Origin of the sequence: Collinsella aerofaciens (assembly GCF_020709435.1) — a bacterium.
Classification (GTDB): domain Bacteria; phylum Actinomycetota; class Coriobacteriia; order Coriobacteriales; family Coriobacteriaceae; genus Collinsella; species Collinsella aerofaciens_AU.
In genome coordinates this window covers 138,029-152,935 of sequence record NZ_JAJFDP010000001.1, presented here as the reverse complement: position 1 = coordinate 152,935, position 14,907 = coordinate 138,029, and the positions used below count along the sequence as shown (strand labels likewise).

Below are 14,907 nucleotides of genomic sequence, written 5' to 3'. Positions count from 1 at the left end.
CAGCAATCCCCTTTCACCATCCTATTCAAATACAACAATTTTGTTAGTCTTGGTTAACTTTTGAGCCTAAAACGGGTATCCTTTGCGGCGTCAAACAAACGGCACGCAGGAGCTCACCATGCTCAACCATCTCAAACAACACTTTGGCTGCCGACGCACCGGTGGTCACGGAGGCCTAGACATTGCACGGCATATCGGCCCCGGGCTGCTCGTGACCGTCGGCTTTATCGATCCGGGGAACTGGGCCTCCAATATGGCCGCCGGCTCGCAGTTTGGCTACGCGCTGTTGTGGATCGTCACGCTGTCCACGATCATGCTCATCGTGCTGCAGCACAACGCGGCGCACTTGGGCATCGCCACGGGCGTCTGCCTTGCCGAGGCCACGACCCGCTTTCTCCCCCGCTTCGTTGGGCGCACGGTGCTCGCCAGTGCCTACCTCGCGACCATCGCCACCGCCATGGCCGAGATCCTGGGCGGCGCGATTGCGCTCCAGATGCTCTTTGGACTGCCCGTGCGCGCCGGCTGCGTCATCGTGGCGGCAGTATCGATGGCGATGCTCATGACGAACTCCTACAAGCGTGCCGAACGCTGGATCATCGCCTTCGTAGGCGTGGTAGGACTCTCGTTTTTGGCTGAGCTTACGCTGGTCAAGGTCGACTGGCCGCAGGCCGCCGCAAGCTGGATCACACCCAGTATGCCCACCGGCTCGGCCGCGATTATCGTAAGCGTCCTAGGCGCGGTCGTTATGCCTCACAACCTCTTCCTGCACTCCGAGGTCATCCAATCCATGCACTTCGAAGGCCAAGGCGAGCAGATTATCGAGGAACGTCTGCGCTACGAGCTCTTCGACACGCTCTTTTCGATGGGCGTGGGCTGGGCGATCAACTCGGCCATGGTCATCCTGGCCGCAACGACCTTCTTTGCGCACGGCATTGTCGTAGACGACCTCGCCGTCGCAGCGGACACGCTCTCCCCCATCTTGGGCCCGGCGAGCTCGACTATCTTTGCGGTGGCACTGCTGTTTGCGGGCATATCGAGTAGTGTGACGGCGGGCATGGCGGCGGGCACCATTTCGGCGGGCATGTTCGACGAGGAATACGACATCCACGACCGACATTCCTCGATCGGGGTAGCGGCCTGTTTCGCCGGCGCAGTGGCGGCGTGTCTGGTCGTCCCAAATCCTTTTGAAGGTCTCATCTGGAGTCAGGCACTGCTGTCGCTCCAGCTGCCGATTACGGTCTTTGTGCTCATACGGCTCACCAGCTCAGCCCGCGTCATGGGCAAATACGCCAACTCGCGCCCGCTCAACGCGCTGCTCGTAGGGATCGGCGTCATCGTGACGATTCTCGACATCGTGCTGCTAACGGGGATGTAATTGGGATGGCGTGGCCGTCCAGATATAACGTCTCAATCTGTAACACGTAAGGCCGTTTTAAACCGTCAGATAAATCAAAAGGGTCCCAGCCGGAATATCCAGCCGGGACCCTTGGACAGAGCTCTGTATGGCTAATCGCCGTGTGTCTACGAGTTACTCCTCGACGAGCTCAAACTGATCGGGACCGACGCCGCAGACCGGGCACACGTAGTCCTCGGGCAGCTCGGGCGTGTCGACCTCAACCTCGTAGCCGCAAACGGTGCACACAAACTTATACGTCTTCTTCTCCTCAGCCATGATGTTCTCCTCTCGAACGTGACTGCTGGTGTACTTGCTTATTAGTATATATTCTCAATAATATAATGCAAGTATTTTTAGAACATTTCTAGCCTTGATACGACGAGGCTTTGGGCGGCGTCTTGCCCTTCAAGACCTTGTGATAGTAGTCATAGGTCAGCGGGGTCTCGCCGCTCAAGCGCTCGGCATCCTCGACCTCGCCAATAAACAGCAGATGCGTGCCCACATCCACGGTATCAATCAGACGGCAGCTAAACAGCGCCGCCGCGTGCTCGGGCACATAGGGCATGCCCAGCGCGGTCTCGTGGGTCTCGTACTTGGCAAACTTGTCGTAATCGCTGCTGGTGCGGAAGCCAAAATTGCCGATATAGAGCATGTCGGCGGTCTGGTCAATCACGGCCAGCGCAAAGGCCTTAGCCGATGCGATTACGCCGGACGTGACATTTTCCTTGTTCACGGCAACCGAAATACGCGGCGGCATGGACGTCACCTGCACCGCAGTGTTGATGACGCAGCCGGCGCGCAACCCGTCTGCCGCAGCGCTCACCACGTACAGACCGCTCGGCATGGTAAAGAACGCAGTTTTGTCCATAACGATCACTCCCCTAGCTCGGGTTGGAACCTCATGAATGTATGTACCCACAAAAAAGGCGGCACCCATAACGGACGCCGCCTTTAAGACATATGTGTCAGAACAGTAAGAAAGATGAGACGCCCGCAGTTGCGGTGAAATAGGGACTGAATAGCCCCTCAAACAGGCAAAACAGTCCGTATTCCACCGCAACTTATACAGAGTGCCTAGCGGTTGCGTTCCTTAAGGGCGCGGTCGATCTCGCGTTGGACATCACGCTTGGCCATGTCCTCGCGCTTGTCGTAGAGCTTCTTGCCGCGACCCAGACCCAGCAGCAGCTTTACGCGGCCGTCGGTATTAAAGTAGAGCTCCAACGGAACCAGCGCATAACCACGGTTGCGAAGTTTGCCGTCAAGAAAGTCGATCTCCTTGCGGTGCAGCAGCAGACGACGCCGACGGTCGGGATCGCGATTCCACACGCCACCATGGCTATAAGGGTGGATATGCAGTCCGACGAGCCAGCACTCGCCGCCACGAATCAGCGCAAAAGTGTCAGTGATCTGACAGGCGCGCTCGCGAATCGACTTGACCTCGGTGCCGCTCAGCTCAATACCGCATTCGAACGTCTCATCGATAAAGTACTCGTGATGCGCCGAGCGATTCTTGGAAATGAGCTTGCGCTCGCGCTTACTGGGCATCGCCGGCCTCCTTGGCGCCATCGGCGTTTGAGCCCGCAGCCTCGCGCTTTGCCTTGCGCTCGGCATTGAGCTCGGCGTCGCTCTCGCGCACCAGTTTGATAATCGCCGCGCAGGCTTCCTCGCCCACCAAGTCGCGAGCACGCACCGTCAGGCGCGTCGCCTCCTGCTTGTCGCCGTCGCTTGCAGCATCGGTCGCGCACATAATCAGGCAGATGGCAATCTCGGCCGAAGGCGAGGTCGGCACGCCTTGCAACGCCAGCTCGCCCATCACGTGCTCGTCGCTCTCCTCGGCGGCATCCGGATAGGTAGTATGGATCTTGTTGAGCAGGCGCGTCGTATGCGCATCGTTGGGCGCCAGGCGCAGCGCCAGACGCGCGCAGCCCACGGCAGCCGAAACGTTCTCGGTCTCGGGCTCCAAGAAGTACTGACCTAGATTGGCGTAAGCGCGGGCGGCGCACTTGCCATCGCTTGCACGCTCCAGCACCGAGAACGAGAGCGATGCCCATTCCTGCTTGTCCTCGAGTGCGCGGAACAGCTCGGCCAAATCCAAGCGATAGTTGCAGTTCATGGGGTCCCAACGCACAGCCTGCATCAGGGCATTACGAGCGCTCACATAATCCTGCTGGCGAATGTAGGCAAACGCCATGTCAGAGTACAGGCGGTCAAACGGCACCTCGACCTGCACGAGCTCGCGTGGATCCTTCTCCACGCGGCGATAGGCCAAGCGCTCAAACTTGCTATCGAAGCTAAAGTATTGACGCTTCTCCTCCGTCTTGCACTCGGCGTCGATATACTCCTCGGCGAGCTCCACCAGACGCTCCAGCAGCGGCGTCGCCGTAGCCAGGTCGCCCTGCGCCAGATAGTTCTCGGCATACGTGATGTCTTGCAAGCTGATGGGCAGATCCATGGCTACTCCTCGATCTGAGCGAAACACGGCAGGCGCCGTATATACGGTCAATACACAAAACCCGGGTCTCTTACGAGGCCCGGGCGTTCAATTTTGGTAGCCCGTACCAGATTCGAACTGGTGATCTCCGCCTTGAGAGGGCGGCGTCCTAAACCGCTAGACGAACGGGCCATATGTAGCAAATGCAATGGCTGGGATGGAGGGAGTCGAACCCCCATTGACGGAACCAGAATCCGCTGTCCTGCCATTAGACGACATCCCAATGACTGCATCGCTGCGCTCGGCTGTGCCTTTGCGCAAGAAAGAAATATACGGGAAGTCTCGCCGTGACGCAAGCCCCAATTTTGACTTTTTTGAAATTCAGTCAAATTGGCCTAATTTAGTCCAACCCGTGAAGGACCTGTGAAGCCAACCGCTGTACGCGAAGGGCAAAACGCCGCGAGCGGTAGCCGTCAACCGTTGGCAGATTCTACCGTGAAAACGATAGCACCAGGCAACACAATCGAAGTATCAATGATCGCGTAGATATCGAGGCGCCATGGACGAAGAGCTTGATTACCTATGGGAGACCCTGGGCCTCGAGATCACTGCCGACCTTTGGCCCGAACGGGACAAAATCCATCCCACACTGCGCCCCGCCATCACGGTGATGCAGGCAAAATACCGCCGTGCATCCTTTTTGATCATGCGAGTGTCATGGCACGCGGGACTCCCCGACCTTAAGCGAATCCAGGCAAGCCTCGTCGAGCTGTCCGGTATGCCGACCGTCATATCCGAGGCGCACCTGGAGCAGCGCCAGCGCGAGCGGCTGCAACAGCAGCGGATTCCCTTTATCTGCCCCGGCGTTCAGGCATATCTGCCCTTTATGGACGAGGAGTACTGGAGCGGCAAGCCCAACAAGCACGTAAAGGTCTACGATCCGCACGAATGGGCACAGCTTGAGGATTAGCGCATATGCCCGCCAGCCGGGATAGTGCGCATGCCCGCCAACCGGAAAGCTCATCCCGGAATTTACGTCCAGAACGGGACGCGCTTTCCCCTAGAGGCCCCAAACGGAAACCGTATCCCAGATTTCGCGCTCAAACTGGGATACGGTTTCCGCTAGCCCCTTCAACCGGAAACTGCGTCCCGGAATCCGAGCTCAAAACGGGACGCACTTTCCGCAGCCACTACAGCAGCACCTCGGTCCAGGCCGCTTCCTTAAACCCAGGAATCGCAAAGTCGTCGCCCACCAGCAGCGGACGCTTGACCAGCATGCCGTCGGTCGCCAGCAGCTCGTAGCACTCCCGATCCGTCATGCCCGCATCCAGACGCGCCTTCAGGCCCAGCTCTCGATATTTCATGCCCGACGAATTAAAGAAGCGCCGCACCGGCAGCCCCGAACGAGCAATCCAGGTCGCAAGCTCATCAGCCGTGGGATTGTCCAAAACGATATCGCGATCGATATACTCTACCCCATGTTCGTCCAGCCATGCCTTGGCCTTCTTGCAGGTCGAGCACTTGGGATATTCAACAAACAATACCGCCATGGGATTTCCTTTCTTAGAGAAAACAGGTGTCTGGAAAACTGCACATCGACGACCACTCGCGATTGCAGCCGTTATTGTAGTCAATGTCGAAGCATAGGCAGTCGCGATGTCTCGTCTTAAGGCTAGCGCCTCGCATGGGCGCCGATCGGCCGAGTCGCATGGCGCACCAACGCCGCTGCCAGCAATACCAACAGCATGGCGGTGACATAGCCCGCAGCATCGAATCCTAAATCGATAACGTCGAAATGCCTGCCGGGAACAAAGATCTTATGCACCTGGTCGCCAACGGAGCAGGCAGCGCAAAAGAGAAACACAGGCACGCAACGGGAACACACACTCCATGGACGCCTGGAAAAGCAGACCACGATCACCGAGGCGAACAATCCGACGAAGAAAAACTCTACGGTATGGGCGACGCGACGGACGTTTGCGCCTACCCACATGCGAATGGAAGCAAGTCGACCAGACCGGACATTCGAGGCAGCCGAATCGGCGCCTCCGGTCATTCCGTTCTCCGTCTGGGCTTCACCCGTGGCATCGGCAGCCTGAACGCCCGTAGCCTGACCCTCCACCACACGCGCGGTGGACTCGCTCAGCAACGACGTCTGCACCGCGTTTTGCTCCGTCAGCACCCAGATGCCCGCCAGCGTTGCAGCGAACAGAACGATCGCGGTCCATCCGATTATTTGTTTTACGCGAGCCAAGGGCCAACCTCCTTTTTTGAATATCAGCGAGTGTAGCCACAAATGGCATCGTCACCGTATCAAAATTTGAATCGCAACAGGAAGCGACAAAGCGACGCAAACCCCTACCCCGCCTCGCGCATCCAGCGATCGAACGTCCCCACGCACACGCCCAGGCATTTTGCTGCCTGGCTGCGGGTAATATCGCCTGCCTCATAGCTATCGCGCACCAGCTCAAACTGAGGAGGGCACGGCTTGCGAGGTCGACCGAAACGGACCCCTCGCGCCCGCGCCGCTGCAATTCCCTCCGCCTGGCGCCGATGGATATTCTCACGCTCCACCTGCGCCACGTAGCTCAGCAGTTGCAGCACAATATCGGCAATCAGGGTGTTGGTCACATCCGGCGCGCCGCTGGCCCTGACGCGCGTGTCAAGCAATGGCATATCCAACACCACAATGGCAACCCCGAGCTCCTTGGTAATGCGTCGCCATTCCTCAAGAATCTCGGAGTAATTACGACCAAGTCGGTCGATAGAAAGCACCACCAGCACGTCCCCGTCTCCCAGGACGTGTAGCAGCTCGCGATAACGCGGTCGATCGAAGTCCTTGCCGCTCGCATGGTCGGCATAAATATTCGCCGAGCCCACGCCATAGGCGCCCAGCGCATCCAGCTGCCGATTAAGGTTCTGATCGCGCGAGCTCACCCGCGCATAACCGTACACCGTCGCCATCTCATCCCCGCTTTCTTGTAAACCTGCCAAAAAGGGACAGGTTTATTTTGGTAGGTTTTACCTCTCAAATAGCAGGTAAGCGGGCGGCCGAGCAGACGGCAAGGTAGTCACGATTCAAATGCGAAGGGCGGTCCCGAAAGGCCGCCCTCAGCTCCCCCGCCATGAGTCGGGATTTGGCTAATGGATAAGCTTAAAGTCCAAGTGCCCACGCGTGGTATTGACGCGCGAGACCTCGACAATCACGCGCTGCCCCAGCTCGTAACGGGTACCCGTGTCGGCGCCCGTCAGCGTAAGCGCGTCCTCGTCGAACTCGAACCACTCGTTGCCCAGGCTCTTGATCGAAACCAAGCCTTCGACCTGCGTCAGGTCCAAGCGCACAAAGAGGCCCATGCTGCTAACCCACGAGACGGTTCCGGCATAGCGCTCGCCCAGACGGTCCTCATAGTACTGGGCAATCTTGATCTTTTGCGTCGCATGGCTGGCGGCATCTGCCGCGCGCTCGGCATCGCTGCATGCGCGGCAGATCTGCGGCAGAATGCGCGGCAGCGACTCACGCCCCTTGCCGATCAGCCGCGACGTACGGACCAAGGCGTCCTTGCCGCCGAGCTGCTCATAGGCCAACTGCAGCTTGAGTACGCGGTGCACCACCAGATCGGGGTAGCGACGGATGGGACTCGTAAAGTGACAGTAGCACGGCGCGGCGAGCGCAAAGTGCCCCTCGTTGCGCGGCTTGTACAGCGCGCGCTGCATGCTGCGCAGAAGCAGCGTGTTAACGAGCGGTGCGTTGGCCGTACCGGCGGCAGCATCGACTGCAGCCTGCAGTTCATCGGGGCTCCCCAGGGCAATACCGGCAGCACGGCGATCGTCGATGATGCCTAGCTGCGCCAGCGCAACGGCGGCACCGTGCAGGCTATCGGGGCTCGGATCCTCATGCACGCGATAGCAGGCCTCGATATCACGGTCTGCCAGCCACTCTGCAACGCACTCGTTGGCGAGCAGCATGGCTTCCTCGATAAGCGACGTGGCACACGAACGCTCACGCGCCACAATCTGCACGGGTACTCCGTCCTCATCCAACAGAGCACGAATCTCGGCCGTGTCAAAATCGACTGAGCCGCGGGCGCGACGGATACGACGGCGAAGTTCGGCGAGTTCGTTGGCGGCGACGAGGAAATCGCCGAGGTCGACGTTGTAGCCGCGAGCGGTCTCCTCGCACGCAAGACCGCGCTCAAGCGCTTCCTCGCGCGAGGTCTCGGCAGCCGCAACATCCTCGGCCGCACCCTCCAGCACCGAACACTCAACCGCGCCGGCACGCACCAGCAGCGCCTCGGCTCCGTCATAGTCCATACGCACACGCGAGCGAATCACGCTGGAGTACGGATCGTAATGCCGCACGCGACCCTGCGCATCGAGCTCGATATCGACGGTAAACGCAAGACGGTCCTCGTCAGGGCGAAGCGAGCACAGGTCACAGGACAGGCGTTCGGGCAGCATGGGAAGCACGCGATCGGCCAGATACACCGAAGTCGTGCGATGGCGAGCCTCAAGATCGATATGCCCGTCCCAAGCCACATAGTGTGAAACGTCGGCGATATGCACGCCCAGCTTGTAGCCACCCTCGGGCGTTCGCTCCAGCGAAATGGCGTCGTCAAAGTCGCGCGCGTCGACCGGGTCGATCGTGATGACAAAGCGGTCGCGCAGATCGCGGCGGAGCGGGTCCTTAAGCGCCGCGGACACATCGAGCGAAAGCCCCTCGGCCTCGTCCAGCGCGGCCTCGGGATAGCCATCGGTATAGCCGTAACGCGCCATCACATATTGAACGCCCAAATCGGGCGCGTCATCTCCGCCAATGCGGCGCTCGATCGTCACGGTGCCCGATTCCAGGCGCGTCGGGTAGGTCAAAATGCGCGCGACAACGACATCGCCCGGGCGGACGCCCAGGCGATCCGCCGAGGTATCCTCGGGCAGAATGAAGAAGTCGGCCTTCAGGCGCGAATCGAGCGGCTCGATCACACCGAGCGGACCGGCGGTCTGGTACGTGCCCACCACGCTTATAGCTGCGCGCTCAACCACGCCCTCGATCACGGCGCGACGCTCGCCATGCGGGCTGTTCTTAATGCTCACGGCAACGGTATCGCCGTCCATGATCTCACGCTTGCCGCGACCCATGACCTTGTAGTCGCCATTCTCGGTTATGACATAGGCACTGTGCTCATGGAGCTGCACGCGCCCGGTCAGGCTCGGACGGCGTTCGCTGCGCACCGGCCCGCGCTTATTGCGAGCTTCACGCTTATGCTTGTTATTGCGCCCCATGGCGCCTCCTAACTATCGATTGCGAACTCCAAAGAGTCTACCCAAATGATTCGCTTTCCTGCCGTCCCCTAGGAATCAAAAAACGGGCCGCCCCATAAGAGACGACCCGTTGGAAGGGATGAATTCCAGGCATGCCTACACGCGCAGGTAGCGGCGCATGGCGATGGCAGAACCAAAGAGACCGATAATCACGCCGACCAGAATCAGCGCAGCATAGGTCACCAGGTAGTACTGCATCGGCAGGGCAAACGACATCCAGCCGATGCTCTCCTGCAGACGCGGAATCATCAGATTGCGCAGCAGCTCCAGAACGCCGATGGAAAGCAGCGAGCCCAAAATGGCCTGCAGTACACCCTCGGTGATAAACGGGCCGCGAATGAAGCCGTTGCTGGCGCCGACCAGACGCATAATCGCAATCTCACGACGACGCGCCGTGATGGACAGGCGAATCGTGTTGTTGATGAAGATGAATGCGATAAAGGTCAGAAGGCCAACGAGCACCACGGCGGCGATGCGGATATAGTTGGTCACCTGGAACAGGCGGCTCACTTCCTCTTGGCCGTACAGCACGCTCGCGTTGACGTCGCCGTCATCCGCGATCTTCTGGAAATCGGCATCCTTCTTGAGCTTCTCTGCTGTGCTCTCGACCTTGGACGGATCGTCCATCTCAATTGCAAACGAAGCCGGCAGCGGGTTCTGGCCATCGAGTGCGCTCATGGTGGCGTCGGCGTTGCCCGACATCTTGCTCGTATACTCGGCCAGCGCGTCGTCCTTGTCCTTATAGGTCACGGACTTGACGTTATTCCACGTCTTAAGCTCGGCCTCAAAAGCCTGAACATCGGCCTGATCGGCGTCATCGCTAATGAACGCGTTGATGACAACCTGATCCTCGACGGTGCCGATCACGGAGTTCAGCATCGCGGAGCCCATGATGAACAGGCCGATGATAAACAGCGAAAGGAAGATCGTGATGACGGCGCCGAGCGAGGTAGTCCAGTTACGGAAGAAGTGGCTGATTGCCTCTTTGAAGGAGTAGCCCACGTTAGTTGGTGCCATAGTTGCCGTAACCTCCCCTCTCCTGGTCGCGAATAACGTGGCCGCCCTCGAGGGCGATCACGCGACGGTGCATGCTATCGACCATCTCGCGGTCGTGCGTGGCGACGATCACGGTGGTGCCGGTGCGGTTAATACGCTCGAGCAACTTCATGATGCCCAGCGAGATCGCCGGGTCGAGGTTGCCCGTCGGCTCGTCGCAGATCAGCAGCGGCGGACGGTTGACCATAGCGCGGGCGACGGCAACGCGCTGCTGCTCGCCACCGGAAAGCTGGTCGGGCAGCGAGTCCATCTGATCGGCCAGACCGACCAGACGCAGCACCTCGGGCACCTGGCTGCGAATGACGCCCTTGGGCTTGCCGATGCACTGCAGGGCAAACGCCACGTTTTCGTAGGCGGTCTTTTGCGGCAAAAGCTTAAAGTCCTGGAACACGGCGCCAATCTGGCGGCGCAGGAACGGAACCTTGCGGTTCTTGATCTTCATGAGGTCCTGACCGGCAACAAGGATGCGGCCGCTCGTCGGCTTAACGTCGCGGTTGAGCGTCGACAGCAGCGTGGTCTTGCCCGAACCGGAGTGACCGACCAGGAAGACGAACTCGCCCGGATAGATCTCGATGTTGATGTCGTCGAGTGCGGGCTTGTTGGGCTGTGCCGGATAGATCTTGGTGACATGCTCCATAAGGATGACGGGCTCGACACCGGCCTGCTTGGCCATCTTCTTGCGGCTGGCCTGCGGATCGATGGGCGCGAACACCGACGTAAAATCGGGGTTGTTGAGCGCGTTATCGAGGCTTGCGACCTCGGCCGCCTGATCGCTCTCGACCACCGGGGCAGCAGGCTGCGTGGGGTCGGGAATAGCGGCAAAGAGACCGGACTGCGCAGGCTGAGGAGCCGGCGTCGCAGGGGCCAAGGGGTCGGGAATGCCGACCATGGTAGGCTGCGGCGTGGCGGCGCCAGCCTGAGGTTGCTCCACGCGAGCGGTCACGGCCTGAACGGGCTCAAAGCCCGCCGTGCCGGAAAGCGCGACATCGCTGGTGGGATTGTAGGCAAAGGGATCGGATGCCGGCTGTGCCTGATCTGCCGGCTGAGCGGGGGCCTGAGCAACAGGCTGGCCCTCTGAATCCGGAGTGGCGAAACGACTGCCCTGGACGCCTGCCTGCGTCTTGGGGGCATCATCGCCCGCACCGGAGGTACGGAAGTGGTTACCCACTGGTGCTCCTTATCGTCGTGCGTTTAAACTACATGAGCGCTTAGTATTTTAGCAGCATTAGCTTTGCTGCACATAAGAAGCATGGCCGTGTTTGGATCCCTCCGGCCGGACACAGGGTTACTTTCCAAATCGTCCTCGGACATGTCGGAGCCCCCGCTGCGCACTACGTGCGGCGGGGGCTCCTCTGTCCTGCGGAAAGATTTGGAAAGTGACCCCGTGTCCGGCCTGCGGTAACTAAGGGGTCGCCGCGTTTTACTTGGTTGCAGCAGCGCTATGCTTGGGGGCTGAATTGCACTTGGCTGGGATGGGCCCTTATCCCAATAGAAATCCTGCTTGATACGACCTCTTTAGAAGTTGCGGTGAAATAGGGACTGATGGAGCCTTTAAGCTGGCAAAACAGTCCTTATTTCACCGCAACTGAAACAGGGGCGCTCTCCAAGAGAGCGCCCCTGCCGGGTTTCCATAGTACTGGCGAAACAGTTTTATAGTTCTGGCGAAGCAGTCCTTGAGATCCGCCTTGCCTTATGCCAAGAACTCCTTGGTGGTCGCCACGATGTTGGCGGCGTCCAGGCCGTACTTGTGCAGGAGCTCGGCACCCGGGCCGGACTCGCCGAAGGTGTCGTTGACACCGATCTTCTTGAGCGGCGTCGGGCACTGCTCGCACAGGACGTCGGCAACGGCGCTGCCCAGGCCACCGATCACGGAGTGCTCCTCGACGGTCACGACGTGGCCGGTCTTGGTGGCGCTCTTGACGATCAGGTCGGCGTCGATGGGCTTGATGGTGTGCATGTTGATGACCTCGGCATCGATGCCCTCGGCAGCAAGCTGCTCAGCAGCCTCGAGCGCCTCGCCGACCATCAGGCCGCAGGCGATGATGGTGACGTCGGTGCCCTCGCGCATGACGATGCCCTTGCCCACCTCGAACTTGTAGGTCTCGGGGTCGTTGATAACCGGCGAGGCCAGACGGGCGAAGCGCATGTACACGGGGCCGTCGCACTCGTAGGCGGCGCGCGTCACGGCACGGGCCTCGATGTCGTCGGCGGGAACGATCACGGTCATGCCGGGGATGACGCGCATGAGGGCGATATCCTCGCAGCACTGGTGCGTGGCGCCATCCTCGCCCACCGAGATACCGGCGTGCGTGGCACCGATCTTAACGTTAAGGTGCGGATAGCCGATGGAGTTGCGGACCTGCTCAAAGGCGCGGCCGGCGGCAAACATGGCAAAGCTGCTCGCGAAGGCGACGCGGCCGGTGGTTGCGATACCGGCGGCAACACCCATCAGGTTGCTCTCGGCGATGCCCACATCGAAGAAGCGGTCGGGGCAGGCGGCCTTAAACTTGCCGGTCTGCGTGGCGGCGGCCAGGTCGGCGTCGAGGACCACAAAGTCATCGTGCTCGTTGGCGAGCTCGACGAGGGCCTCGCCGTAGCTTACGCGCGTGGCGATTTTCTTGACGTCTGCCATCCTAGAGCTCCTCTCCGGCGGCCGTGAGCTCTGCCATGGCCTGCTCAAACTGTTCATCGTTGGGGGCCTTACCGTGCCAACCCACCTGGTTCTCCATAAAGGAGACGCCCTTGCCCTTCGTGGTCTCAGCGATAATGGCGGTCGGCTGACCCTTGGTGGCGCGGGCCTCGGCAAAGGCGGCGCGGATCTGGTCGAAGTCGTTGCCGTCGGCGAGCTCCACCACATGGAACTTGAAGGCGCGGAACTTGTCGGCGAGCGGCATGGGGTCGTTGACCTCCTCGACGGGGCCATCGATCTGCAGGCCGTTATGGTCGACGATCACGCAGAGGTTGTCGAGCTGCTGGTTGCCGGCAAACATGGCGGCCTCCCAGACCTGGCCCTCCTCGCTCTCGCCATCGCCCAGCAGGGCGTACGTGCGGTAAGTATCGCCCCAGTGCTTGGCGGCAACCGCCATGCCCACGGCGGCGGAGATGCCCTGGCCCAGCGAGCCGGTGGACATATCGACGCCCGGAGTGTCGTTCATGTTGGGATGGCCCTGCAGGTGACTGCCGATGTGGCGCAGCGTCTCGAGATCCTCCTTGGGGAAGAATCCGCGCTCGGCGAGCACGGCGTACAGACCAGGCGCGCAGTGACCCTTGGAAAGCACGAAGCGATCGCGGTCGGCCTTGCGGGGGTCGGCAGGGTCGACGTTCATTTCCTCAAAGTACAGATAGGTCATGATGTCGGCAGCGCCGAGCGAACCGCCCGGATGGCCGGACTTGGCAGCGTGCACGCCGATGACGATGCCCTTCCTTACCTCGTTGGCAACCTTTTTGAGCTCTTCGTCGCTCATTGTGCCTTCCTTTCATCCTCATTAGACAAAATGCGCACGGCACCGAAGGTAATCCCAACACAGCCGCAATGCACGTACGTCATTCATTATGCTGGAAACTGATGGCTTTACCAGAGTTTTTATCATTATTTGAACAATTTAGCAGGCAGAACCGCTGATGAAACGGTTTATCAATGTGAACGTCTTTTGGATGGAACGCGATCGACCCTACGCGCTAATGTCCTTGAATCCCTCGCCGAAGGCTTCCGTAACGTCAGCGACCGTCACGATGGCGTGAGGATCGCGCTCGCGCACGATCGTCTTGAGGGTATTGAGCTCTCGACGGCTCACGATGACCATAATCACCGGCTTCTCGGCACCCGAATACATGCCAGTCGCCTTAAACTTGGTACAACCACGACCCAGGCCATACATGATATCGGCAGCGATATCAGGGAACTTGTCCGAGATGATGAGTACCATACGGCGCTTGTTGCCACCATCGACCACGGCATCGATCACATAGCCGCTAATGACCATCGAAAGGCCTGCATATAGTGCGTTTTCGATTGAAAAGACCGGAGCCGACAGCACGCATACGGCAACATCGATCGCCATGACGGTCGAGCCCACCGGCAGCGAGGTGTTACGCGAGATGATTTGGCCAATCGTGTCCGAGCCGCCGGTGTTGGCGCCGGCGCGCAACACCATGCCGTAACCGATGCCCGTAATAATGCCGCCCCACATAGCGGGAAGCATCAGGTCCGCATCCGCCAGAGGCGCTACAAACGGGGCGAACAGATCGGTAAAGAAGCCCAGCAGCACAAAGCCCGTCGCGGTCTGCACCACGTAGAACATGCCACCTTCGCGCATAACGACCAGCAACAGCAAGGCGTTCATCACGATCGTCTGAATACCGACGGGAAGCGATAGGCCGCGCGATGCACCGACCGCCTGGATAATGGTGGCAAGGCCCGTAACGCCACCGGCAGCAAGGCCGTTGGGAATCAAAAACAGGTCGGTCGCAATAGCGGCCAGAGCGCACCCCAACATAATCTGGGGCAGGTCGTGAAAAAAGTTCATCGAAAGAATGCGCTTGATGTCCAGACGATATGCCATGCTGCCTCCCTCAAAAAAGCGCACCCCATCGGATGCGCTTTGAACTTCTTCTTGTATTCGATTCTACCGATTCGCCGGACAAAAACCACCCCTGCGCAGGGTTTGCTCTGGATACAAAACCACACTGCTCGGAGGGTTTTAATCCA

The 14,907-nt window shown here is 59.8% G+C and carries 15 protein-coding genes and 2 tRNA genes; 2 read left to right on the top strand and 15 right to left on the bottom strand.

Annotation, left to right across the window (positions count from 1 at the left end; all coding sequences use genetic code 11):
* The first annotated feature begins 118 nt into the window (after window positions 1–118).
* Window positions 119–1,375 (top strand): Nramp family divalent metal transporter, encoded by a 1,257-nt coding sequence (locus LK493_RS00745; RefSeq protein WP_227789784.1) that lies wholly within the window; start codon window positions 119–121, stop codon window positions 1,373–1,375.
* Window positions 1,376–1,528: 153 nt separating this feature from the next.
* Here the strand turns inward: LK493_RS00745 and LK493_RS00740 are convergent, their stop codons facing one another.
* From LK493_RS00740 to LK493_RS00715, 6 genes are all read right to left on the bottom strand, one after another.
* On the bottom strand, window positions 1,529–1,672 hold the full coding sequence (locus tag LK493_RS00740; RefSeq protein WP_035137395.1) for a rubredoxin-like domain-containing protein: 144 nt from the start codon (window positions 1,670–1,672) through the stop codon (window positions 1,529–1,531).
* 88 nt (window positions 1,673–1,760) lie between these two features.
* Entirely contained in the window at window positions 1,761–2,264 is a 504-nt protein-coding gene (locus LK493_RS00735; protein WP_227789783.1) for a flavin reductase family protein, read from the bottom strand.
* Window positions 2,265–2,470: 206 nt separating this feature from the next.
* Window positions 2,471–2,941, bottom strand: coding sequence for an SsrA-binding protein SmpB (gene smpB, locus LK493_RS00730; RefSeq protein WP_006235325.1), 471 nt, complete (start codon window positions 2,939–2,941; stop codon window positions 2,471–2,473).
* Window positions 2,931–3,848 (bottom strand): tetratricopeptide repeat protein, encoded by a 918-nt coding sequence (locus LK493_RS00725; protein ID WP_195544905.1) that lies wholly within the window; start codon window positions 3,846–3,848, stop codon window positions 2,931–2,933. The genes smpB and LK493_RS00725 overlap by 11 nt, the downstream gene beginning before the upstream one ends.
* Window positions 3,849–3,942: 94 nt before the next feature.
* A tRNA-Glu gene (locus LK493_RS00720) sits at window positions 3,943–4,019 on the bottom strand.
* A 17-nt stretch (window positions 4,020–4,036) separates the two neighbouring features.
* A tRNA-Gln gene (locus tag LK493_RS00715) sits at window positions 4,037–4,110 on the bottom strand.
* 276 nt (window positions 4,111–4,386) lie between these two features.
* Here LK493_RS00715 and LK493_RS00710 point away from each other — a divergent pair.
* On the top strand, window positions 4,387–4,797 hold the full coding sequence (locus tag LK493_RS00710) for a hypothetical protein (protein ID WP_117769465.1): 411 nt from the start codon (window positions 4,387–4,389) through the stop codon (window positions 4,795–4,797).
* A 220-nt stretch (window positions 4,798–5,017) separates the two neighbouring features.
* On the opposite strand, the gene LK493_RS00705 is transcribed toward LK493_RS00710, so the two are convergent.
* From LK493_RS00705 to LK493_RS00665, 9 genes are all read right to left on the bottom strand, one after another.
* Window positions 5,018–5,377 (bottom strand): arsenate reductase family protein, encoded by a 360-nt coding sequence (locus tag LK493_RS00705; protein WP_227789782.1) that lies wholly within the window; start codon window positions 5,375–5,377, stop codon window positions 5,018–5,020.
* Window positions 5,378–5,499: 122 nt separating this feature from the next.
* Window positions 5,500–6,081, bottom strand: a complete 582-nt coding sequence (locus LK493_RS00700) for a VanZ family protein (protein ID WP_227789781.1) — start codon at window positions 6,079–6,081, stop codon at window positions 5,500–5,502.
* Between the two features lie 104 nt (window positions 6,082–6,185).
* Window positions 6,186–6,791 carry a recombinase family protein gene (locus LK493_RS00695; protein WP_035137411.1) on the bottom strand — a complete coding sequence of 202 codons (606 nt, stop codon included), beginning with the start codon at window positions 6,789–6,791 and terminating at the stop codon, window positions 6,186–6,188.
* A gap of 177 nt (window positions 6,792–6,968) precedes the next feature.
* Window positions 6,969–9,104 (bottom strand): ribonuclease R family protein, encoded by a 2,136-nt coding sequence (locus LK493_RS00690; protein ID WP_227789780.1) that lies wholly within the window; start codon window positions 9,102–9,104, stop codon window positions 6,969–6,971.
* Between the two features lie 135 nt (window positions 9,105–9,239).
* Entirely contained in the window at window positions 9,240–10,160 is a 921-nt protein-coding gene (ftsX, locus tag LK493_RS00685) for a permease-like cell division protein FtsX (RefSeq protein ID WP_006235311.1), read from the bottom strand.
* On the bottom strand, window positions 10,147–11,367 hold the full coding sequence (gene ftsE / locus LK493_RS00680; RefSeq protein ID WP_227789779.1) for a cell division ATP-binding protein FtsE: 1,221 nt from the start codon (window positions 11,365–11,367) through the stop codon (window positions 10,147–10,149). The genes ftsX and ftsE overlap by 14 nt, the downstream gene beginning before the upstream one ends.
* Before the next feature lie 522 nt (window positions 11,368–11,889).
* Window positions 11,890–12,831 (bottom strand): transketolase family protein, encoded by a 942-nt coding sequence (locus LK493_RS00675; protein ID WP_195234684.1) that lies wholly within the window; start codon window positions 12,829–12,831, stop codon window positions 11,890–11,892.
* A 1-nt stretch (window position 12,832) separates the two neighbouring features.
* The gene (locus tag LK493_RS00670; RefSeq protein ID WP_227789778.1) at window positions 12,833–13,663 is read right to left on the bottom strand and encodes a transketolase; all 831 of its coding nucleotides are present in this window, start codon (window positions 13,661–13,663) and stop codon (window positions 12,833–12,835) included.
* Window positions 13,664–13,870: 207 nt separating this feature from the next.
* Window positions 13,871–14,761, bottom strand: coding sequence for a YitT family protein (locus LK493_RS00665; protein ID WP_227789777.1), 891 nt, complete (start codon window positions 14,759–14,761; stop codon window positions 13,871–13,873).
* Between the last annotated feature and the right edge of the window lie 146 nt (window positions 14,762–14,907).